This is a genomic window from Halomonas sp. AOP27-A1-41, from assembly GCF_052378605.1.
GTDB classification, from domain to species: Bacteria; Pseudomonadota; Gammaproteobacteria; order Pseudomonadales; family Halomonadaceae; genus Vreelandella; species Vreelandella citrativorans.
Genome location: NZ_JBQSXT010000010.1, coordinates 54,230 through 73,925, shown reverse-complemented (window position 1 = coordinate 73,925; position 19,696 = coordinate 54,230). Strand labels below are relative to the sequence as shown.

The 19,696-nt window shown below is 55.2% G+C and carries 18 protein-coding genes; 4 read left to right on the top strand and 14 right to left on the bottom strand.

Annotation, left to right across the window (positions count from 1 at the left end):
• Positions 1 to 52: 52 nt before the first annotated feature.
• Together ACT3TC_RS08675 and ACT3TC_RS08670 are read right to left on the bottom strand one after the other, a co-directional pair.
• On the bottom strand, positions 53 to 1,357 hold the full coding sequence (locus ACT3TC_RS08675; RefSeq protein WP_444639763.1) for an NAD(P)/FAD-dependent oxidoreductase: 1,305 nt from the start codon (positions 1,355 to 1,357) through the stop codon (positions 53 to 55).
• A gap of 43 nt (positions 1,358 to 1,400) precedes the next feature.
• Complete coding sequence (locus ACT3TC_RS08670; protein ID WP_444639761.1) at positions 1,401 to 1,496, bottom strand: twin-arginine translocation signal domain-containing protein; 96 nt, start codon at positions 1,494 to 1,496, stop codon at positions 1,401 to 1,403.
• 267 nt (positions 1,497 to 1,763) lie between these two features.
• On the opposite strand from ACT3TC_RS08670, the gene ACT3TC_RS08665 reads away from it, so the two are divergent.
• Complete coding sequence (locus ACT3TC_RS08665; protein ID WP_444639759.1) at positions 1,764 to 2,330, top strand: TetR/AcrR family transcriptional regulator; 567 nt, start codon at positions 1,764 to 1,766, stop codon at positions 2,328 to 2,330.
• A 256-nt stretch (positions 2,331 to 2,586) separates the two neighbouring features.
• Here the strand turns inward: ACT3TC_RS08665 and ACT3TC_RS08660 are convergent, their stop codons facing one another.
• Both ACT3TC_RS08660 and gloA read right to left on the bottom strand, forming a co-directional pair.
• A complete protein-coding gene (locus ACT3TC_RS08660) occupies positions 2,587 to 3,057 on the bottom strand; it encodes an META domain-containing protein (RefSeq protein ID WP_444639757.1) in 471 nt (156 codons plus the stop codon).
• A 19-nt stretch (positions 3,058 to 3,076) separates the two neighbouring features.
• Positions 3,077 to 3,517 carry a lactoylglutathione lyase gene (gene gloA / locus ACT3TC_RS08655; RefSeq protein WP_087109952.1) on the bottom strand — a complete coding sequence of 147 codons (441 nt, stop codon included), beginning with the start codon at positions 3,515 to 3,517 and terminating at the stop codon, positions 3,077 to 3,079.
• A gap of 276 nt (positions 3,518 to 3,793) precedes the next feature.
• Between gloA and ACT3TC_RS08650 the strand changes: the two genes are divergently transcribed.
• The gene (locus tag ACT3TC_RS08650) at positions 3,794 to 4,864 is read left to right on the top strand and encodes a metal-dependent hydrolase (protein WP_444639755.1); all 1,071 of its coding nucleotides are present in this window, start codon (positions 3,794 to 3,796) and stop codon (positions 4,862 to 4,864) included.
• Between the two features lie 53 nt (positions 4,865 to 4,917).
• On the opposite strand, the gene ACT3TC_RS08645 is transcribed toward ACT3TC_RS08650, so the two are convergent.
• The 4 genes from ACT3TC_RS08645 to ACT3TC_RS08630 all read right to left on the bottom strand — a co-directional run bounded on the left by ACT3TC_RS08645 (position 4,918) and on the right by ACT3TC_RS08630 (position 7,510).
• Positions 4,918 to 5,643: an MliC family protein gene (locus ACT3TC_RS08645; protein WP_193055221.1), complete on the bottom strand. Its 726-nt coding sequence runs from the start codon at positions 5,641 to 5,643 to the stop codon at positions 4,918 to 4,920.
• Between the two features lie 41 nt (positions 5,644 to 5,684).
• On the bottom strand, positions 5,685 to 6,197 hold the full coding sequence (locus ACT3TC_RS08640; RefSeq protein WP_193056451.1) for a DUF3087 family protein: 513 nt from the start codon (positions 6,195 to 6,197) through the stop codon (positions 5,685 to 5,687).
• A 69-nt stretch (positions 6,198 to 6,266) separates the two neighbouring features.
• The gene (locus tag ACT3TC_RS08635; RefSeq protein ID WP_226912044.1) at positions 6,267 to 7,352 is read right to left on the bottom strand and encodes a 3-deoxy-7-phosphoheptulonate synthase; all 1,086 of its coding nucleotides are present in this window, start codon (positions 7,350 to 7,352) and stop codon (positions 6,267 to 6,269) included.
• Between the two features lie 2 nt (positions 7,353 to 7,354).
• Complete coding sequence (locus ACT3TC_RS08630; protein WP_172118479.1) at positions 7,355 to 7,510, bottom strand: hypothetical protein; 156 nt, start codon at positions 7,508 to 7,510, stop codon at positions 7,355 to 7,357.
• A 25-nt stretch (positions 7,511 to 7,535) separates the two neighbouring features.
• On the opposite strand from ACT3TC_RS08630, the gene ACT3TC_RS08625 reads away from it, so the two are divergent.
• Positions 7,536 to 7,898, top strand: a complete 363-nt coding sequence (locus ACT3TC_RS08625; RefSeq protein WP_444639754.1) for a hypothetical protein — start codon at positions 7,536 to 7,538, stop codon at positions 7,896 to 7,898.
• Positions 7,899 to 7,911: 13 nt separating this feature from the next.
• Here the strand turns inward: ACT3TC_RS08625 and ACT3TC_RS08620 are convergent, their stop codons facing one another.
• The 3 genes from ACT3TC_RS08620 to rho are packed head-to-tail and all read right to left on the bottom strand — an operon-like array spanning position 7,912 to position 11,509.
• A complete protein-coding gene (locus ACT3TC_RS08620; protein ID WP_444639753.1) occupies positions 7,912 to 8,649 on the bottom strand; it encodes an NAD(P)H-flavin reductase in 738 nt (245 codons plus the stop codon).
• A 55-nt stretch (positions 8,650 to 8,704) separates the two neighbouring features.
• Complete coding sequence (gene ubiD, locus ACT3TC_RS08615) at positions 8,705 to 10,201, bottom strand: 4-hydroxy-3-polyprenylbenzoate decarboxylase (protein WP_444639751.1); 1,497 nt, start codon at positions 10,199 to 10,201, stop codon at positions 8,705 to 8,707.
• Positions 10,202 to 10,249: 48 nt separating this feature from the next.
• Entirely contained in the window at positions 10,250 to 11,509 is a 1,260-nt protein-coding gene (rho, locus tag ACT3TC_RS08610; RefSeq protein ID WP_172118483.1) for a transcription termination factor Rho, read from the bottom strand.
• A gap of 701 nt (positions 11,510 to 12,210) precedes the next feature.
• Here rho and ppx point away from each other — a divergent pair.
• Positions 12,211 to 13,755 carry an exopolyphosphatase gene (gene ppx / locus ACT3TC_RS08605; RefSeq protein ID WP_444639749.1) on the top strand — a complete coding sequence of 515 codons (1,545 nt, stop codon included), beginning with the start codon at positions 12,211 to 12,213 and terminating at the stop codon, positions 13,753 to 13,755.
• A gap of 22 nt (positions 13,756 to 13,777) precedes the next feature.
• Here the strand turns inward: ppx and tilS are convergent, their stop codons facing one another.
• The 3 genes from tilS to dnaE all read right to left on the bottom strand — a co-directional run bounded on the left by tilS (position 13,778) and on the right by dnaE (position 19,640).
• The gene (tilS, locus tag ACT3TC_RS08600) at positions 13,778 to 15,064 is read right to left on the bottom strand and encodes a tRNA lysidine(34) synthetase TilS (protein WP_444639748.1); all 1,287 of its coding nucleotides are present in this window, start codon (positions 15,062 to 15,064) and stop codon (positions 13,778 to 13,780) included.
• A complete protein-coding gene (accA, locus tag ACT3TC_RS08595) occupies positions 15,045 to 15,998 on the bottom strand; it encodes an acetyl-CoA carboxylase carboxyl transferase subunit alpha (protein WP_444639746.1) in 954 nt (317 codons plus the stop codon). Before accA ends, tilS begins: the two co-directional genes overlap by 20 nt.
• A gap of 135 nt (positions 15,999 to 16,133) precedes the next feature.
• Complete coding sequence (gene dnaE, locus ACT3TC_RS08590; RefSeq protein WP_172118487.1) at positions 16,134 to 19,640, bottom strand: DNA polymerase III subunit alpha; 3,507 nt, start codon at positions 19,638 to 19,640, stop codon at positions 16,134 to 16,136.
• Between the last annotated feature and the right edge of the window lie 56 nt (positions 19,641 to 19,696).

Below are 19,696 nucleotides of genomic sequence, written 5' to 3'. Positions count from 1 at the left end.
CACCAACGCCACCTTAGGGTGGCGTTGGTGTTTCAAACAGCTGCTAGACACATTAGTGGCGGAAGACGTACTCCGAGCCATCGGTGAAGCGGCTGAAACGATAGATGGAGGGGTCGCAGGTCGTTTCTTCACCTGCAATCATTTCGGCGAGCATTTCCCCCGACGCCGGGGCCGTGGTCAAACCGTTGCCGGAGAATCCGGTGATCACGAAGAGCCCATCGTTGTCCGGTACTTCTGAAATCACTTGGGTGGAGTCTGGCGTGGCGTCGATCATGCCGGCCCAGCGCTCGCGCACTTGGGCGTTTTCATACTGCGGATAGGCGCGGCGCAGGTTGGCAAGCGCTGTGTTCACCTCGTTTTTATCCACACTGCCCGAGAGCATGCGCACTTGCTCGAAGGGCGTGATCTCGTTGGCGGACCAGCGCGAGGCCATATTGAGCGAGGCAAAGAAGTCGCTCGACAGGCGCACCTTGAGCAGATCGCCGGAGTGCTTCAGCGCCGGCATGAAATCCAGCAGCATGCGAAAGCTGTCGGTAGTGATGGGCGCGACGTTGGTCGACACGCCTACTGCGGTCTCCCCAGTGTCCATCTGGCGCCAGGCGAAGTCCGGCCCGTAACCGGCGCCGGGCAAGGCATTGTCGATTGGGCTCAGGCGCTGCATAGAAGAAGCGATGGTCAGTTGGGGCAGATGAACGCCCAGGTTGCCGGCAAACAGCGACGACCAGGCGCCACCTGCCAGCACTACCCGGGAAGCCTTGATATAGCCCTTCTCCGTATGCACGCCGACGATCCTGCCGCCTTGGCGGTCGATAGTACGGGCCGCACAGGGCGAGACGATCTGCACCCCTTCATTCATCGCCCCCCGCGCGATTCGCGAAACCGAGTAGCGTGGCTCGGCGGTGCCGTCGCTGGGTTGATGAAGTACCGCCTTGTATTGCTCCGCGCCATTGGGCAGCAGCCGCCCAAGCTCGGCGCCGGTGACCAGTCGCGCATCGGTCTGCGGCTGAATATGGCGCGCCTCGGCAAGCCACTCCCGGCTTGCGCTCACCTCATCGTCGGTGGCCAACAGCGAGAAATTGCCAGTCTGGCGAAAGCCTATATCCTCACCAAAGCGACCTGCAAAACCCTGCCAGATCGACTTCGAACGGTTGGCAAGCTCCAGCTTGCCCAGATCCCAGCTGTTGGAGTAAACCCAGCCAAAGGCACGGCTGGACTGCTCGCCCGCCACCACACCCTTTTCGAGTACCACCGTACTTAACCCCTTCTCGTTGAGAAACAGCGCCGTAGAAAGCCCAGCGATGCCACCGCCGATCACCACGACATCGGCCTCGGCGGGTAAGGTGTCCGACGTTGCCACCCCCTCCGCACGGGGAATCTGCGATTCAAGACGCCATCCAGGCCTAGCACCATAGGTGGCTCCCAAAAAAACCGCCCATTACGCCACCGGCAATACCGGTACCTGCACCTAGTAGAAAATTACGTCTGGATATTTTCATTGCTTGAATCCTTCAATGTCCTGCACGAAAGCGGCGTCTGGGGAGCCACGGAGTGAGTAAGAAATAAATTATGACTGACCAGTCGGAAAATAAAAAGTGGGCTTTCTTGTTGCAATCGATCAATGAAATGAAACGAAAGAAATAGACGTAACCGCCTACATGAACGGCTTGCGCCGCAACTTGGCGTGCATGAGGTAAAATGAAGTGAGATTCACCTGCCTCTCCACTCATTCACAGGGAGCGGCTTTCCACACAATAGAGAGCCCTATGGCACGCAAAAAAGAAATTTCACTTGATCGCATTCTGGATGCAGCCGATGCCATCATCATGGAGAGCGGCGGACGTCAGTTCACTCTCGACGCCGTGGCCGAACGAGCAGGTATCAGTAAAGGGGGGCTGGTCTATAGCTTTGCGACAAAAGATGACCTGGTAGCTGCTGTCCTGCAGCGCGAAATCGACCGCGTTCAACACGCCGTTCAAATACGGGCGGGAAACGATTGGGAACATAAACATAAGCGATTGCTTGCTTACCTGGATGAAGCCCTGACCGAGGATGACCGCCTTATTCGTCGCTCTGCCTACCTTATGACAGCCCTGCTTCAATCACCGGAAAAATCGCGCCCGGCAAGGGAGTATTATCGCTCAATTTTGGATCTATTCGATGGTGACAGCATGGCAAGTAAAGAGGTTCGCCAAGCCGTTCTAGCCATGGAGGGGCTGTTTCTACTGCGCGGGCTAGGCTTAGCGGACCCGTCTCCGTCAGAGTGGCGCTCAGTGCTTGCACACGCACATGCTACCGTCGCCAACGCTATAATCACCAGCAGCACAGATTAAACTCCCTTTAGAGCGTCGAGGGACGGATATCATAACATTGCTGATTCCACCGCTATTTTTAAACGCTTCGCAAGCATAACTTTTTCATTCATGCCCCCAATGTGAATAGATTATTCAACACTGGCTGAAGAGCGGTTCACTTTTTGATTGAATCGATAACTCAACTCCCTGTGTTTATGTGTGCCTAAAATAAAAGGGCCTGCGACACACCGGTATGACCATCGCGTATCAGCAGGCACTGTAAATGGCTACGTGTTTAGTTACCTTCGCGCCAGCCGCCAAGTACTCGGCTATCTGGGCCAAAAAAGACCAACCGGTCATGGTCAATGAGGTAGCGATAAGCACCTTCCAGCATATTCGTTACCTGCTGGGCATCCTCCATATTGGGACAAGCCATGCGCGTGCTGGCAAGCTGCTTAACATCGAAACGGTGCCCTTCCCCCAGACTTACCTGCCCCGAAAAGCGGTTGCAGCCGTCATAACCAGAGATCGTTCCATCGCTAGAGATTTCAAAAAACGGCGTTTCATTAAACGCTAACTTCTCATCTGTTCCGATCAACAGAAGATCCCAGCGCTGATCCACTATCGCTCCTGAAAGCTCCGCACTGCTCGGCGCTTCATGACTCTCTTGAGGCGCGGGCGAACTACTGCACGCGCTCAAAAGAAAAGCCGCCGATACACACAAGGGCAGCAAGCAATGACGCAGCGTTAACGTCTTCATGGACATAATTGTCACCTTATAGGTTTTACCAGTTGCCGCTGTTTTCCATGGAAGCCCATGGCTCTTGAGGTGCTAGCGTGTCGCCCTTTTGCAGTAGCTCGATGGAGATACCGTCAGGCGATTTAACAAATGCCATGTGTCCATCCCGTGGAGGACGGTTAATAGTAACACCGGCGTCCTGGAGCTTTTGACAAAGCGCGTAAATATCGTCTACCCGATAGGCCAGGTGACCAAAATTACGCCCGCCAGTGTAGGTTTCAGGGTCCCAGTTATACGTCAATTCAAGTTCGGGAGCGGAGAGCTGCGCTGAGCGCTCTTCGTCTTCGGGGGCGGCAAGGAAAATCAGCGTAAAGCGGCCTTTTTCATTCTCTTTACGGCGTACTTCTTTAAGGCCCAGCAGGTCACAGTAAAAGTGAAGCGATGCATCCAGATCGCTGATACGTACCATCGTGTGTAAAAACTGCATGTTATTTCCTTTTCATTAAGGCCGGTGAATGAATGTTAACGCGGATACCCATTATATGGATGGAAACAGAATAGGTCTTAACCAGCAAATCTTGTGCATATCAGATAGCGTATGCCCAAATGCTCGTCAAAGCTCATTATTCAGCCCGACCTACACCACTACCGGTTTAAATGACGGCCTGCTTTAACTAACCATTAGACAGATTTATTATACAAGGTCGAATTCAAAGAAAAATCTGTATAGTGCTATTTGAGGGCTATCTCAAAGGAGACGTTAGTGGACTCAATCACACAGGCGGCGTTGGGCGCTGCGATTGGTGGTGCGGTGCTGGGTCGGCGCTTGGGCCGTAAAGCCATTCTCATAGGGGCACTACTGGGCACGCTGCCCGACCTCGACGTAGCGCTGGACTATGGCGATGCGATCGCTAATGTGACCGAGCACCGTGGGTTTAGCCACTCGTTATTTGTACTGACCGGACTCGCAACGTTACTAGCCCTGCTTAGCAACCGTTTTGCCCCTGCACGAGATATTTCCTTTATCCATTGGTGGTGGTTTTTTACACTCACGCTAATCACGCACCCACTGCTTGATGCTCTGACCACCTATGGCACGCAGCTCTTCTGGCCGCTAGAAACATCACCGGTCGCCTGGCCGATTGTATTTATCATTGACCCGCTCTACACCCTGCCTCTTCTAATTGGTTTAATCGTAGGCATCGCGTCAAAACAGGTACAAAAGTACGCTACGGCCGCGCTGGCTGTCTCAAGTGTTTACTTATTGCTAGCAGCCGGAGCGAAGCTGAACATTGAGCACCGGCTGGCAACGGTTCTTGCCGAGATGGGGCTAGAGGAGGCGCCTTTACTGGTTCAACCAACCCCTTTTAACACGGTGCTATGGCGAGCTACCGTGGTCAATGAAGATCGCTATTATGAAGGTCTGATTAGCGTATTTGATGGCAAGCGTCAGCCACGTTTGGAACCGCTTCACCGCAATATAGCGCTTGAAGAGAGTGCGTTGTCGGGCCCGCTTGGCCAGCGGCTAATGTGGTTTACTGGCCCTTTTTTGCGCTATGACACCATCAATATTGAGGGACATGAAACATTAATTGCTACCGATCTTCGGCTGGGCTATCCCGGCTTTCACCCGTTCAGCTTCACCCTCGCAGCGCTGCAGGATGATACATGGATACCCGTGGATGTAAGCGAGCAGATCGAGAGCGCACGTGGGCTGCAGCTAAATATGCTGTCGCGTCTCGCAGCAAGGGCCGCTGGAGATACCATGGCGCTTTGTGCAAGCGACTTTATCTCGCCTGATTGGCGCGCTGACCCGCTTCAATATCACTGCTAGCGGTGGCCACCGCACCGCTAGCAGTGATGGCTGATAGGCGCTGAAATAAAAGCTTAGGGGGCGATTCCCTGCCCACAACCACTGAACTGCTCACCGCCGTAGCTGAGCGTTACCCGCGCAGGAAAGGGAAAACCGCTCATATTGTCAAAGCAAGCGCCCGCTTCAATACGCACCCGAAAGAAAGGCTCAACGCGGGCGTTTTCAAGCACCACTCGGCCCGCTTCGTTGTCCATCACGCTCACCATATAGGGCAGCTCAATACGCTCCTCGCCGTAGTTAAGCTCCAGAGTTAACGTGGGGGAATCGTGTGCGAGCGCGACCACCCAGCCTGGCTCATTGCCATGCCCAAAAAACATAACGCCAGGCCGCTCTGCACGAGTAAGGACTTTGCGCTCTTCGCCAAGGGTGCACTGCAGTTGGCCACGCGGTGTTTCCACCATGGCCTGGTTACCTCGGTTCCAAAAACTGATACTGCCATCCTGGTAGCGAGCCCCGTTAGCGACAACCGCTTGAGGCAGCTGCCAGGCACCGTGCAGCGACCAAAGCCGTAGGTCATTAGTATTCGTCGCTGTCACTAAATTCTGGTCAGCGGGCTGACAGTGCCAGCCCTGGTACTGGTCGGCGTTTCCAGCAAAAAGTACCGAGGGCAGCAACGGGGCACTGCTGTTAACGGTCATTGTCCCAGACTCGTCTACTGGTGAAGACGTAGAGGCACAGCCGGTGAGTGCCATCAAACAAGCACCCACAGCGGCTAATCGAAGAGGGGTAAAAAACGTCATCTATCAAGGCTCCCTGCGCGCGTGATTTATTGTGTAATGCACTAGCTTCGCTTAAAGGCGTGTAGATCCTGTGGATCAAAGGTATCAAACTTGGGCGGCAATCCCAATGCTGCCCGTTTTTCCGCCAAGTGATGCTTCTCGGCCAGCCACGTGGGGTCTTGAGAGGGCTCACGACCATTTAGCTCAGCTAGCTGCGTTATCCCTTGATGGTAAAAGGTCACGATATTAAGCGCGGCTTGATTATCATCTTCAAGTGCACGCCTAAGCGTAGGTAAATACCCCCTGATTTGCGACAGGTGTTGCTTTAACTGCCATACATAGCGCATCTCGGTCATCCAGGGCCGTTCGCGCAGCACCGCAAAGAGTGCGCTGGTGGCTAGAAGTCCCAGGAAGATACCTAGCGCGTAGAGCCATAGGCTGTTGCCCAAGGCAGAGGTCAGCAGCATGGAAAACAGCATTCCAAAAATGACCAGTTGGCCCGCCATCGCAAAGCTAATCATGCGCGCCTTACGACGGTAGCGTTGTACATCATGCGGCTCAAGGGTAAAAACCATGGCCAACCTCGCAATCCAAATGAGTGTTCTATGATACGGGGCTGACCAACGCAAACAAGCCTGAGTCGCTTAATGTGCGCTTAATCGCTCTGCGGCCATTTTTAACAACCGCTCGGTTGCCTCCCAGCCAACACAGGCATCGGTTACCGAGACACCGTAACGCAGTGCACTAGGGTTTAACGGCTGTTTGCCCTCAAACAGGTGGCTTTCAAGCATCAAGGCGACCAGATTGGCGTTGCCCGCCTGCCGCTGGGCCAGTACATCCAGCATTACTTCATTCTGACGACGATGATCTTTACGTGCATTGGCGTGGCTACAGTCGACCATTAAACGTGGGTTCTGACCTGCCTCATGCAGCGCCTTGATCGCCGCCTGAACATGCGCTGCCTGATAATTCGGCTCGCCATGCCCGCCGCGAAGCACAACATGCGTATGCGGGTTACCGGCTGTTTGCTGCATGATGGGGCGCCCATGACTGTCTTGAGCAAAGCGCTGGTGCCCATGAGCGGCAGCTTGTATGGCGTCAATCGCGACCTGCACATCACCGCTGGTGGCATTTTTGAACCCAACCGCCGCAGCCAGGTCACTGGCCAGCTCACGGTGCAGCTGCGACTCTGTAGTGCGCGCGCCAATCGCGACCCAACTTAAAAGGTCATCCAGGTAAGGCGCGAGCATGGGCTGAAGCAGCTCGGTGGCCACCGGTAGGCCTCGGGCGGCAACGGCATGCATCAATTCACGAGAGAGGGTAATGCCCTTGGGCATATCGCCACGACCGTCTAAATCAGGGTCATAGGCCAGCCCTTTCCAGCCAACCGTCGTACGCGGCTTTTCAACGTAAACCCGCATTACCGGTAAAATCTGCTCATCCACCTGCTCACTTAGCACCGCCAAACGGTCAGCGTACTCAAGCGCTGCGTCCGGGTCATGGATAGAACAGGGGCCTACCACCACCAATAATCTTTTATCCTGGCCACTTAATATTTTCTGAACCGCTTCTCGCTGTTGAGAAATTTGCTGGCCTAACCGAGCATCAACGGCAACGCTTTGGCGTAACTCGGCGGGTGTCGGTAAGTGATTAACAGGGCTGGGCGTACTGTCGCCAAGGGGGTTGGCGTTAGCATTCTTGATCGGGGCTAGGCTTGCCTGGGCATTCATCATTAACTCTCCGGTATCACATGACATCGTTGATTGGCGTTACCACCCAAACGGGCACGGTCGGAGGTGGCAGCTTGCACCGACCGCGCGTCGCTAAATCGCCAGCCATAGCCCACATAGCCGGTAGCGATAGTGACGTTATAAGCGCGATACATCATGGTGCAGCTCCTTAATGAAATTCCTATGGCAAAAGCCGTTAAACGCAAAAAGCCCCGGCGGGGTCACCAACCGGGGCTTGAAGATTCGGCAGGCAACCTGGAAGGTGTGCCTAGTAGCGCGACGTTAACCGTCGGCCGTGGGCACACCGTGGCTAAACCAATATCCAAAATAGGCCACAACGCTCATGCACACACTAACCGCCATAAAAGGCAGGCGGTTAGCAGTATGGAAAGGCGCTTGTGTGTGCATATTTTTCCTGATGACTGGCAAGCCAAGGGGCCGCAAAAAATCGTTTTAAAAAAGGTATATCTTTATCCTGCCCTTAAGCTTGGCAAATGGCAACTGTTGATTAACAATCAGCGCCATAGCCAAAAAGTGACAGACTAACGCCGTGGATCAATCACCCACGCGGCGCATAAGCAAATACGTCGGAAAAAACCCGCTCACTCACCACGCCTTTGGTTTCCAACACATCCAGGCAGGCGTATACCATGCCGGGCGAGCCGGAGAGATACACGTCATAATCGCTGAACGTCAGCGCCGCTTTCTCCAGTACAAGATCAACCCGGCCCTGATGGTGATGAATACGCTCGCCGCTTGCCAAAGGCTCAGTTAGCGGAAATTCGGTGACCGCTTTAAACGTTACATTGGGATAGCGCTGCGCCCACTCAGTCGCCAGGCTTTCAGCGTAAAGGTCGCGATGCTCACGGGCAGCCCACCAGAGTGAGATTGGCCGCTCAGGCTGGTCACGCAGGGTGGCCTCAACAATCGCTTTCATTTGTGAAAACCCTGTACCAGCAGCAATCAGCAGCAGCGGACGCTCGCTTTGCGCGTCAACCACACATTCACCGCCGGGCAAGCGCAGCGTTAGCTGATTGGCCACCTGGAGCAGATTTCGAAGTCGTACTGAATTATCGCGCTCAGGCCAGTGCTGAATATGCAGTTCAATGACGCCATCGCCCTGCTCGGCACTGGCAATTGAAAAGGGCACCCAGGTGCTGTCATCCAATTTAAGTTCTAGATACTGCCCAGGCGCATGCTGCATTGATTCTGCACGCCCTTTTAGCGTCACGCCAAATACGTCAGGATTTAAATCCTCAACAGCCGTTACCTGGCAGGTTAACGTCCTTGCGCTCATGAAAACCTCTATATGAAAAATCGATCAACGTGCGCCGCTAAACTTAACTGCCTTCTTAACCGCCATGCCGCTGTGCTGGCAGAGGAATACCGATTCCCAGCTCTTCCCACCGCTCGTCAACGCGATTTTTGACCGTCTCGTCCATCACGATGGGCGTGCCCCACTCGCGGTCTGTTTCGCCTGGCCATTTGTTGGTCGCATCGAGCCCCATTTTGGAACCCAAGCCAGAGACAGGCGAGGCGAAATCCAGATAATCGATAGGCGTATTCTCAACCATCACGGTATCTCGCGCCGGGTCCATACGCGTGGTGATCGCCCAGATCACGTCTTCCCAGTTGCGCGCATCAACGTCGTCATCCAGCACAATCACGAATTTGGTGTACATGAACTGACGTAAAAAGCTCCATACCCCCATCATCACGCGCTTGGCGTGACCTGGGTACTGCTTTTTCATGGTGACAACCGCCATGCGATACGAACAGCCTTCAGGCGGCAGGTAAAAGTCGACAATTTCAGGAAACTGCTTGCAGAGTATCGGCACAAACACTTCGTTAAGCGCCAACCCGAGAACGGCAGGCTCATCCGGCGGCCGCCCGGTATAGGTGGAGTGATAAATGGCATCACGGCGCATGGTCATGCGCGTTACCGTAAAGACCGGGAAGTGATCCACCTCGTTGTAATAGCCAGTGTGATCACCGTATGGGCCTTCAGGCGCCATATCATCAGGATAGATAACCCCTTCCAGAATAATCTCACTGGAGGCAGGCACCTCAAGGTCATAATGGCCGCACTTAACAAGCTCGGTACGCGAGCCGCGCAGAAGCCCGGCAAACGCATATTCGGAGAGTGAGTCAGGGACGGGGGTCACGGCCGCCAGGATCGTGGCCGGGTCAGCACCCAACGCTACGGCAACCGGGAAAGGCTCGCCAGGATGCGCTTGCTGAAACTCCTGGAAATCCAGCGCCCCGCCACGGTGGGAGAGCCAGCGCATGATCAAGCGGTTCTTGCCAATCTTTTGCTGCCGGTAAATCCCCAGATTCTGGCGTTTTTTATGCGGGCCGCGGGTAATGACCAGCGGCCAAGTGACCAAAGGCGCCGCATCGCCCGGCCAGCAGTGCTGGATAGGCAGGCGATCAAGATCAACCTCGTCATCTTCAAAAACGACTTCCTGCACTGGCGCCCGCTTAACGGTTTTAGGCCCCATACTAAGCACTTGTTTGAAGATAGGCAGCTTATCCCAGGCGTCTTTCAACCCCTTGGGCGGATCAGGCTCTTTTAAAAAGGCCAACAGCTTACCCACTTCGCGCAGCGCTTCGACCGACTCCTGCCCCATTCCTAGTGCCACGCGCTTTGGTGTACCGAAAAGATTGCCCAGCAGCGGCATATCATGGCCCTTCACATTCTCAAACAAGAGTGCCGGGCCACCGGCACGCAGCGTGCGGTCGCAAATCTCGGTGATTTCCAGGTAAGGATCGACTTCGGCTTGGATACGCTTGAGTTCACCGCGCGCTTCCAGCGCCGCGATGAAGTCGCGCAAGTCGTTATACTTCAAGACACACTCCCCGCTAGGCTTGCGCCGCTATAGTAATTCTCATCAATCCTAGCGGCGTTTCATCGCTTCAAAGAACTCAAGATTCGTCTTGGTATCCTTCAGACGATCAATCAGGAATTCCGTGGCAGCCGTGTCTTCCATCGGGTTGAGCAGCTTGCGCAAAATCCACATGCGCTGCATCTCTTCCTCAGATGCCAGCAGATCTTCACGCCGCGTGCCGCTGCGACGAATGTTGATTGCCGGGAAAACGCGCCTTTCCGCCAGCTTGCGATCAAGGTGCGCTTCCATATTACCGGTACCCTTGAACTCTTCGAAGATGACTTCATCCATCTTCGAACCGGTATCCACCAGAGCCGTGGCGATAATGGTCAAGCTGCCGCCCTCTTCGATATTACGCGCCGCACCGAAGAAACGCTTAGGCTTCTCAAGCGCATGCGCATCGACACCACCGGTAAGCACTTTACCGGAGCTCGGCACGACGGTGTTGTAGGCACGCGCTAAGCGGGTAATCGAATCCAGCAGGATAACCACGTCTTTTTTGTGCTCAACCAAACGCTTGGCTTTTTCGATGACCATTTCAGCGACCTGAACGTGGCGCGCCGGCGGTTCATCAAAGGTGGAAGCCACCACTTCACCGCGTACGGTACGCGACATTTCGGTCACTTCCTCCGGGCGCTCATCGATCAGCAGTACGATCAGATGGCACTCAGGGTTGTTGCGCGTAATTGAGGTGGCGATGTTCTGCAGCATCAGTGTCTTACCCGCTTTAGGCGGAGACACCAGTAGGCCACGCTGACCTTTACCAATCGGCGCAGTCAGGTCGATGATACGGGCCGTTAGATCTTCGGTGGAACCATTACCGATTTCCATCCGCAAACGGTCATTCGGGAATAGCGGCGTTAAGTTCTCGAAGAGAATCTTGTGCTTGGCATTTTCCGGACGGTCAAAGTTGATCTGGCTAACCTTGAGCAGAGCAAAGTAGCGCTCGCCTTCTTTGGGCGGGCGAATTTTGCCGGAAATGGAGTCGCCTTTACGCAGGTTAAAACGGCGAATCTGCGAGGGCGATACGTAGATATCGTCCGGTCCGGCAAGATAGGAGCTGTCGGCGCTACGCAGGAAGCCAAAGCCATCCTGAAGAATTTCCAGTACACCGTCGCCGTAAATGTCCTCACCGCTTTTAGCGTGTCGTTTGAGGATGGCGAAAATGATGTCCTGCTTGCGCGAACGGGCCAGGTTATCGATACCCATTTCGCGGGCGATATCGAGCAGCTCGGGAACGGTTTTTTGCTTGAGTTCAGTGAGATTCATCGGCGTGTTAGAAAGTTGCTCTGGAAGCTAGGCGCAAGGCGCCAGAATAAGACAGGAGGCGTAGCACGTACTGATATGGCTAGGCGCCGTGTGATGCGTTCAGGTCCCGATAAAGCACGTACTCGATGGTAAGCCGCTGGGCATGTGAAAACTCATGGCAGTGGTGCAATGAGGCAATGAGTTATTGCTCAGTTCGAGGGTACATGCAGTTGTTTGTTCTGATTGGCGTAAGGAAAGAACCAATCAGCGGGTCATCTGACGACTTGGAAATATGGCTGATGCTATCTGGATAAGCAGTATCTTGTTAACATGCTGGATAAGCGTTAGTTAGTCAATATACATAGCACAATCATCGCGTGCTTAGCCAAGGTAAGTACAGCATTAAATAAATACGACGTTCGATAAGTCCCGATAATACCAAGAAAGCCTAGCACCAAGAAAGCTTAACTAGGAAAGCCTAGCACCAGAAAAGCTTGGCAACCAAGACAACTGAATCGACACGCTATCAACGATCTCTTGTCAGCAGAGCTATTACTAGTAATTTTTTGGGTAATTTCTAGCAATCAGCCTTGTAGCAGGCAAGGTCGAGTCAGACCTGTCGTTCGATGGTAGTCAAGGCCCGCGATAAACGCAAGTCTTTGCCAATTGACAATAGCTCAAGCGCACCGCAACCTTGGCAAAGCCAATACGAAGGATAGCTCATGCCCAAGGACATTTCACCCCCCGTTAGCGCTCCTGTTAGCGAACTGGAAAACGCAGCACCACAGCGGCTAGCCGCCATTGACCTCGGCTCCAACAGTTTTCATCTTCTGGTAGCCAACTATCAAAATGAGCGTCTTCAAGTCGTTGCACGATTGGGTGAAAAAGTCCAACTGGCGGCTGGCCTGGATGAAGAGGGCAAGCTTAACGAAGCAGCCATTCAGCGCGCCCTGGACTGCCTGGGCCGCTTCGCGCCGTTTTTAAGTGATATTGAGAGCGCAAACCTGCGCATCGTGGGCACTAACGCCCTGCGTGACGCCCATAATAGCCAGGCGTTTATTGAACGGGCTGAAACACAGCTTGGTCACCCCATCGAAATTATTGCGGGCCGTGAAGAGGCCCGGCTTATCTATCTAGGGGCGGCTCATGCCTTGGCCGAAAACGGGCGCCGCTTGATTGTCGATATTGGTGGCGGCTCAACAGAATTTATCATTGGTGAAAAGTTTGAACCCAAGGCGCTGGAAAGCCTGCGCATGGGCTGTGTGACCTTTACCAGCCGCTACTTTCCTGACGGCGAGATGAGTGAAAAGCGCATGCGCCGCGCCGAACTGGCCGCGTTATCAGAACTTGCCCATATCCAGCGCCCCTACCTGCGCCTTGGCTGGGAAGACCCAGTAGGCTCCAGTGGCACTATTAAAGCAGTGGCTAGCGTTCTTCTCGCCTATGGTGACACACCCACTGAAGGTGTGATTACGCGCAGCGGGCTCAAAAAACTGCGTGAGCGCCTGCTCAAGTGCAAACAGTTGTGCAAAGTCGAACTCGACGGGTTAAAGCCTGACCGCGCACGAGTTTTCCCTGCTGGGGTGGCCATTTTAAGCGCTATCTTCGAGGCATTTGACCTGCACCAAATGCGTTTTGCCGACGGCGCCCTGCGCGAGGGTGTGCTCTATGATATGGCCGGACGCAATAGCGCAGAAGACACGCGCTCCAAAAGCCTTGAAGTACTCCAGCGCATTTACGACGTGGATACCCGACAGGCCGATAACGTGGCCGAGACCGCACTATGTCTGTTTAAGCAGGTGCAAGACGCCTGGTCGCTTACCCATGAGCACCGTTACTATCTGCAGTGGGCCAGCCATGTACACGAAATTGGCTTGGCTATTTCCCATAGCCAGTTTCATCGCCATGGCGCTTACCTGCTGGAAAACTCTGACCTGGCGGGCTTTTCACGCCCGGAGCAGCATCAGTTGGCCTTTCTAGTGCGTGCCCATCGGCGTAAATTCCCGCTCAAGGAGTGGCAGGCGCTCCCCAAGGCGCAGCACGCGCACAGCATACGGCTTGCCCTATTGTTGCGCCTGGCGGTACTGATTAACCACTCACGCCCCGAAAACGCCCCGCCCTTGCCGAACATTAGTGTTGATTCCGACAGCTTAACGCTGGCACTGCCCGCCAGCGATGAACCAACGCTACTCAGCACCGATATTGAGCAGGAGCAGGCGTATATGGATGCCGCAGGCTTCACGCTGAACGTCATACAGGAAAGCTAAAAGAGACAGACGGGCGCACCGCCTACGAGACAAACCTTACGTTAGCCGCTTTCCAGAGCACTCTGGCTGGCGGCTGAACCACGCCAAGGCAAGTGTCTTCCGCCATGACCATCACCAGCCGCTCGCGCTCCCATGGGGGAATTTGGGCCTCCTGAAGCAGCCTTTTAACGTCTCGGCGCCCTCGCTCGGCAAGCGCAATCACTTCTCCTCCCTGGCGCCAGCGCAACGTTAGCGGCGTATCGGACTCCAACGAGAGTTCCAGCGCACCTAACGGTGTTGCCTGCCCTGCCCTGCCATCCCAGGCACACTGCCAGGCCGGTAGCGGCTCCAGCGGCGCCATTAGATAAAGCCGCTGTTGCCACACCCGAGCCTCCGCTCCTGGCCACGTGACGTGCACACTCGCGTCCGGTGCGGCCGTTAATTGATCAAGCAGCGTCTCCAAACGACGCTGAGGCGGGGTCGGCAATAATCGCTGCTGGCACCAGGAGCGTATCAGCAATCGCTGGCGAGGCCGTGAGCGCGTGGCCAACGCGAGGGCATCAATACACTCCAGGTCGGCGCTGTTAGCATCTGTGCGAAGCGCCTCCAACTCCGCTTGGGCATACTCACTAAGCAGCGCATCCGCTTCCCCGGCATGCTTAGCGCTATGGGAAAACGCGCCAGCCATGTCGGGCCAGCGCGCTTTGAGAAGAGGCAACACGTCATGACGCAGGCGGTTACGATCAAGCGTGACATCGCTATTAGTGGGGTCTTCGCGCCATTCAAGGCCGATTTGGTAGGCTCGCCCCTCCAGGCAGCGCCGGGCAATCGAGAGCCAGGGCCGAACGAAGGTAAGGCCGTGTGCATGACGGCAGTGTGGCATTCCCGCTAACCCACGAATACCGCTTCCCCGCAGTGCCGCCAGCAGAAAGGTTTCCGCTTGATCATCCTGATGCTGGGCCAGCCAAACGGTGTCTCCCGTGGGAACATGCTCATGAAACGCAGCATAGCGCGCCTGACGCGCTGCCGCCTCAATACCGCCAGCGGCGGCGTCGACCGTAACGCGCACCACACTAAGCGGCACGCCAAGCTGCTTGCAAAGCGCTTGGCAGTGCTGTTCAAAGTCATCGGCGGCGGCCTGCAAGCCGTGATGAATATGGATGGCGCGCAGCGGGTGATTGGCCTGGCGGCAAACAGAAGCTGCCAGCGTCAGCAGCAATGCGGAATCAAGCCCTCCGGAGAGCGCGACCCAAATAGAGCGCCCCGGTGGGGTTTCCACCAGGGCGTCGTTTAACAGGCGTTCAAGCTGATTAGGCAGTTGGGGCGCCATAGCTCATTAAGCGCTTATAACGGCGCTCCAGCAGGGCATCGGTATCCAGTGCCTGAAGGCGCTCAAGGCCCTCGGTGATGGTCTCTTTCACACGCTCCGCCGTCGTCATCGGATGACGATGCGCACCGCCTAGCGGCTCTTTAATCAGCCCATCTACAAAGCCAAGCTCTTTTAAGCGCTCTGCGGTGATCCCCATTGCCTGGGCCGCATCAGAGGCTCTTTCGGCACTTTTCCAGAGAATAGACGCACAGCCTTCTGGCGAAATAACCGAGTAGGTGGAGTATTGAAGCATGTACAGCTCATCACATACGCCGATCGCCAATGCCCCACCGGAGCCGCCTTCGCCAACAACCGTTGATATAATCGGTGTTTTCAGGCGCGACATGACCGCCAGGTTGTAGGCAATCGCTTCACTCTGGCCACGCTCTTCCGCGTCAATGCCTGGGTAAGCACCGGGGGTATCGATAAAGGTTAAAATCGGCATTTTGAAGCGTTCGGCCATTTCCATCAGACGACACGCTTTACGATAACCTTCCGGGCGAGGCATACCGAAGTTACGGCGCACCTTCTCTTTAACATCGCGCCCTTTCTGGTGGCCGATCACCATTACCGGCTTATCATTCAAGCGCGCAACGCCGCCTACCAGGGCAGCGTCATCAGCGAAGTTACGGTCGCCATGTAGCTCGTCAAAGTCGCTAAACATATGCTCAAGATAGTCGAGCGTATAAGGGCGCTGAGGATGACGCGATAGCTGAGAGACCTGCCAGGGCGTCAAGTCCTTGAAGATCGATTCGGTCAGCTTACGACTTTTCTCCTCCAGCCGGGATATCTCATCGGAGAGATTAACGCTGTCGGAGCTAACCAAACGTAGCTCCTCAATTTTTGCCTGAAGCTCGGCAATGGGCTGTTCAAAATCGAGATAATTGGGATTCATCGGCTCTGCCTGTAAGCTGCCTATAAAAAGGCCTTGTCGAAACGAGTATCTAATAGACGTATTATCGCATCCTGACCCTGCCACGCAAGGCAGGGTCTGCTCAACGACACTACCCAACCGTCTTACGGTCAGGTTTTAGCGGTAACGTAGCTGAACCCCCGCCTGCCCTTCCACATCGCGCAACGCAAGCAGCAAGTCATCACTGGGCGCGACTTTCCATTCACCGGCAAGCTCCAGCCAGCCGACGGCTTGGGCATGGCGATACTGCAACCGCACCGGCAAACCGCCATTATCCCGGTAGGGCGCTAAGCTATCGCGCAGACTCTCGACCAAGCGGCCATTGATACGCTCGGCGTCCAGTGCAAGCTCAACGGCATCGCCATAGCGAATACGGGCAGTGACCATAGGCGTTACATCTTTTCCACGCAGTCTCAGCCCACCCGAGAAATCGTCACTGGAAACTTCGCCTTCAACAATCAATACCTGATCAGCCTCTATCTGACCACGTAACTGGTCGAATAGCTCACCAAACAACGATGCTTCAATACGCCCGGTGCGATCATCCAGGGTGATAAACGCCATGGTATCGCCACGTTTGGACTTCATGGTACGCATCGCAACCACCAGCCCGGCCACCCGCTGAGGTTCGCGGGAGGGTTTTAAATCGCTAATACGTGTTGATACAAAGCGTTTTAATTCACGCTCATATTCATCAATCGGATGCCCGGTAAGATAAAGCCCGAGGGTATCTTTTTCACCTGAAAGGCGCTCGCGGTCGGTCCATTCTCGCGCACCGAGGTACTCAGTGTAGACGTCGAGCGCTTCGTCTTCGGCATCAGCAAAAGCCTCGCCGAACATGTCCAGCATGCCCAGGCTCTGGTTGGTGTGGTTCTGGGCGGCGGCCTTCAGGGCATCTTCCATAGAAGCCGCCAGCACGGCCCGGTTAGGGCCAAGGTTATCCAGCGCCCCTGAGCGAATCAGCGCTTCCAGGGTGCGCTTGTTCATACGCTTAGGGTCAAGCCGACGGCAGAAATCGAACAGGTCGGTGAACGGCCCACCCGTCTGGCGCGCCTCGACAATTGCCCCGATGGGCCCCTCGCCCACCCCACGAATCGCCCCCAGGCCGTAAACCACGCGCCCTTCGGTATCCACGGTAAATTTGTAGCCGCCTACGTTAACGTCCGGCGGAGTAACGGTCAGCTTGAGGTTACGGCACTCCTCGATTAACGGCACTACCTTATCCAGGTTGTCCATCTCGGTGGACATAACCGCGGCCATAAATGGTCCTGGATAATGGGCCTTCAGCCATGCAGTCTGGTAAGACACCAGCGCGTAGGCGGCAGAGTGCGACTTGTTAAACCCGTAACCGGCGAACTTTTCCACCAGGTCGAAGATATTACCGGCAAGATCCTTATCGATCCCATTGGCCGCGCAGCCTTCCATAAAGCCTGAACGCTGCTTGGCCATCTCTTCGGGCTTTTTCTTACCCATCGCCCGGCGCAGCATATCGGCCTGGCCCAGCGAATAACCGGCCATTACCTGAGCGATCTGCATGACCTGCTCTTGGTAAAGGATAATACCGTAGGTAGGCGACAACACCGGTTTTAACAGCTCGTGCTGGTAATCCGGGTGTGGATAAGATACTTCGGCACGGCCGTGCTTACGGTTGATAAAGTCATCGACCATGCCTGACTGCAGCGGGCCGGGGCGGAACAGCGCCACCAGAGCGATCATGTCGTCCAGCGAATCCGGTAGCAGGCGCTTGATCAGCTCCTTCATGCCGCGAGATTCGAGCTGGAAAACGGCGGTAGTTTCAGCACGCTTGAGCATTTCAAACGTTTTGCCATCATCCAACGGAATCGCATCGATGTTCAGCGGTTCCTGGCCGTTCACGCCGCGAACCTTATCGACCATCTCAAGCGCCCAGTCGATAATGGTCAGCGTACGCAGTCCCAAAAAGTCGAACTTGACCAGCCCGGCGTCTTCGATATCGTTTTTATCGAACTGAACCACCAGCCCATTGCCGCTTTCATCGCACAGTAAGGGCGAGAAATCGGTCAGCTTGGTGGGCGCGATGACCACGCCACCCGCGTGCTTGCCGGTGCCACGGGTCGTGCCCTCAAGCTTGAGGGCCATTTCCCAGATCTCTTCAGCTTCTTCGTCGTTAGCAATGAACTCTTTAAGCGCAGCCTCCTGCTCAATCGCCTTGCCAAGCGTCATGCCCACTTCAAACGGGATCAACTTGGAGAGCTTGTCACCCAGTGAGTACGGTCGCCCCTGAGCGCGTGCCACATCGCGTACCACGGCTTTGGCCGCCATGGTGCCGAAGGTAACAATCTGCGATACCGCGTCACGCCCGTAGCGCTCGGCCACGTACTCGATCACCTTGTCGCGTTTTTCCATGCAGAAATCGACGTCAAAGTCGGGCATGGAAACACGCTCAGGGTTCAAAAAGCGCTCAAACAGCAGGTCGTAGCCGATGGGGTCAAGGTCGGTGATCTTTTGCGCGTAGGCAACCAGAGAGCCCGCACCGGAACCTCGCCCAGGCCCGACCGGTACGTTGTTATCCTTGGCCCACTGAATGAAGTCCATGACGATCAGAAAGTAGCCGGGGAAGCCCATCTGAATAATAACGTTGAGTTCAAACTCCAGCCGGTCGCGGTAACGCTGGTCAATTTCCTTGTATTCGTCGCTGTCGCGCGGGTAGCGCTCGACAGGAAACAGGAAGTTCAGGCGATCCGTCAGGCCGTCGTGGGAGACCTTGCGGAAAAACTCATCCAGGGTCATTCCCTCGGGGATTTCGAACTCAGGCAAAAATATCTCACCCAGACGTACATCCACGCTGCAGCGCTCGGCAATCATCACGCTGTTTTCCAGCGCCTCGGGGATATCCGAGAACAGTGCTGCCATCTCGTCCGGGCTTTTTAAATACTGCTCTTCAGTGTAGCGGCGTTCACGGCGCGGGTCGTCCAGCGCCTTGCCTTCACCAATGGCGACACGCGTTTCATGCGCCCAGAAATCCTCCCGCTCAAGAAAGCGTACGTCATTGGTAGCCACCACTGGCGTGCCGGTATCGATGGCAAGCTTGACGCTGGCATGCACGCACGCCTCTTCAAGCGGACGCCCGGTACGAATCAGCTCCAGATAGAAACGATCCGGAAAGGCAACCTGCCACTCTTCTAGCAGTTGGCGCGCTTCACGTTCATGGTCGGAAAGCAGATGGCGGCCAATTTCGCCCTCCCGCGCACCGGAAAGCGCAATCAGGCCTTCACTTTGTTCAAGCACCCAGCGCTTATCCAAAATGGCCCGCCCCTGACGCTGGCCGTGGGTCCAGCCCTTGGAGATCAGCTCGGTCAGGTTGCGATAGCCGACATCGTTCATCGCCAGCAGCGTTATACGGTAAGGATGTGACTCATCGTGGGGATTAAAGAGCCATAAGTCGCTGCCAATAATGGGCTTGAGTGCGGCCCCTTGAGCGGCCTTGTAAAACTTCACCAAGCCGAACAGATTTGTTTCGTCGGTTAGCGCCAATGCCGGCATACCGCGATCAAAGGTAGTGCTGACCAACGACTTAAGTTTTACCAAGCCGTCGACCAGGGAGTATTCACTGTGCAAACGTAGATGAACAAACGGTACCGTCATGACACTCTCGGTAGAATCTCGGTAAAAAGAAATGAAATAACGTTAATTTAACGTAG

Excerpts from the sequence above, each read along its gene's own strand:
- ACT3TC_RS08670 (WP_444639761.1), bottom strand. The coding sequence starts at position 1,496 with ATGAAAATATCCAGACGTAATTTTCTACTAGGTGCAGGTACCGGTATT.
- ACT3TC_RS08665 (WP_444639759.1), top strand. The coding sequence starts at position 1,764 with ATGGCACGCAAAAAAGAAATTTCACTTGATCGCATTCTGGATGCAGCC.
- ACT3TC_RS08660 (WP_444639757.1), bottom strand. The coding sequence starts at position 3,057 with ATGTCCATGAAGACGTTAACGCTGCGTCATTGCTTGCTGCCCTTGTGT.
- gloA (WP_087109952.1), bottom strand. The coding sequence starts at position 3,517 with ATGCAGTTTTTACACACGATGGTACGTATCAGCGATCTGGATGCATCG.
- ACT3TC_RS08645 (WP_193055221.1), bottom strand. The coding sequence starts at position 5,643 with ATGACGTTTTTTACCCCTCTTCGATTAGCCGCTGTGGGTGCTTGTTTG.
- ACT3TC_RS08640 (WP_193056451.1), bottom strand. The coding sequence starts at position 6,197 with ATGGTTTTTACCCTTGAGCCGCATGATGTACAACGCTACCGTCGTAAG.
- ACT3TC_RS08635 (WP_226912044.1), bottom strand. The coding sequence starts at position 7,352 with ATGAATGCCCAGGCAAGCCTAGCCCCGATCAAGAATGCTAACGCCAAC.
- ACT3TC_RS08630 (WP_172118479.1), bottom strand. The coding sequence starts at position 7,510 with ATGATGTATCGCGCTTATAACGTCACTATCGCTACCGGCTATGTGGGC.
- ACT3TC_RS08625 (WP_444639754.1), top strand. The coding sequence starts at position 7,536 with ATGGCAAAAGCCGTTAAACGCAAAAAGCCCCGGCGGGGTCACCAACCG.
- ACT3TC_RS08620 (WP_444639753.1), bottom strand. The coding sequence starts at position 8,649 with ATGAGCGCAAGGACGTTAACCTGCCAGGTAACGGCTGTTGAGGATTTA.
- rho (WP_172118483.1), bottom strand. The coding sequence starts at position 11,509 with ATGAATCTCACTGAACTCAAGCAAAAAACCGTTCCCGAGCTGCTCGAT.
- ppx (WP_444639749.1), top strand. The coding sequence starts at position 12,211 with ATGCCCAAGGACATTTCACCCCCCGTTAGCGCTCCTGTTAGCGAACTG.
- tilS (WP_444639748.1), bottom strand. The coding sequence starts at position 15,064 with ATGGCGCCCCAACTGCCTAATCAGCTTGAACGCCTGTTAAACGACGCC.
- accA (WP_444639746.1), bottom strand. The coding sequence starts at position 15,998 with ATGAATCCCAATTATCTCGATTTTGAACAGCCCATTGCCGAGCTTCAG.
- dnaE (WP_172118487.1), bottom strand. The coding sequence starts at position 19,640 with ATGACGGTACCGTTTGTTCATCTACGTTTGCACAGTGAATACTCCCTG.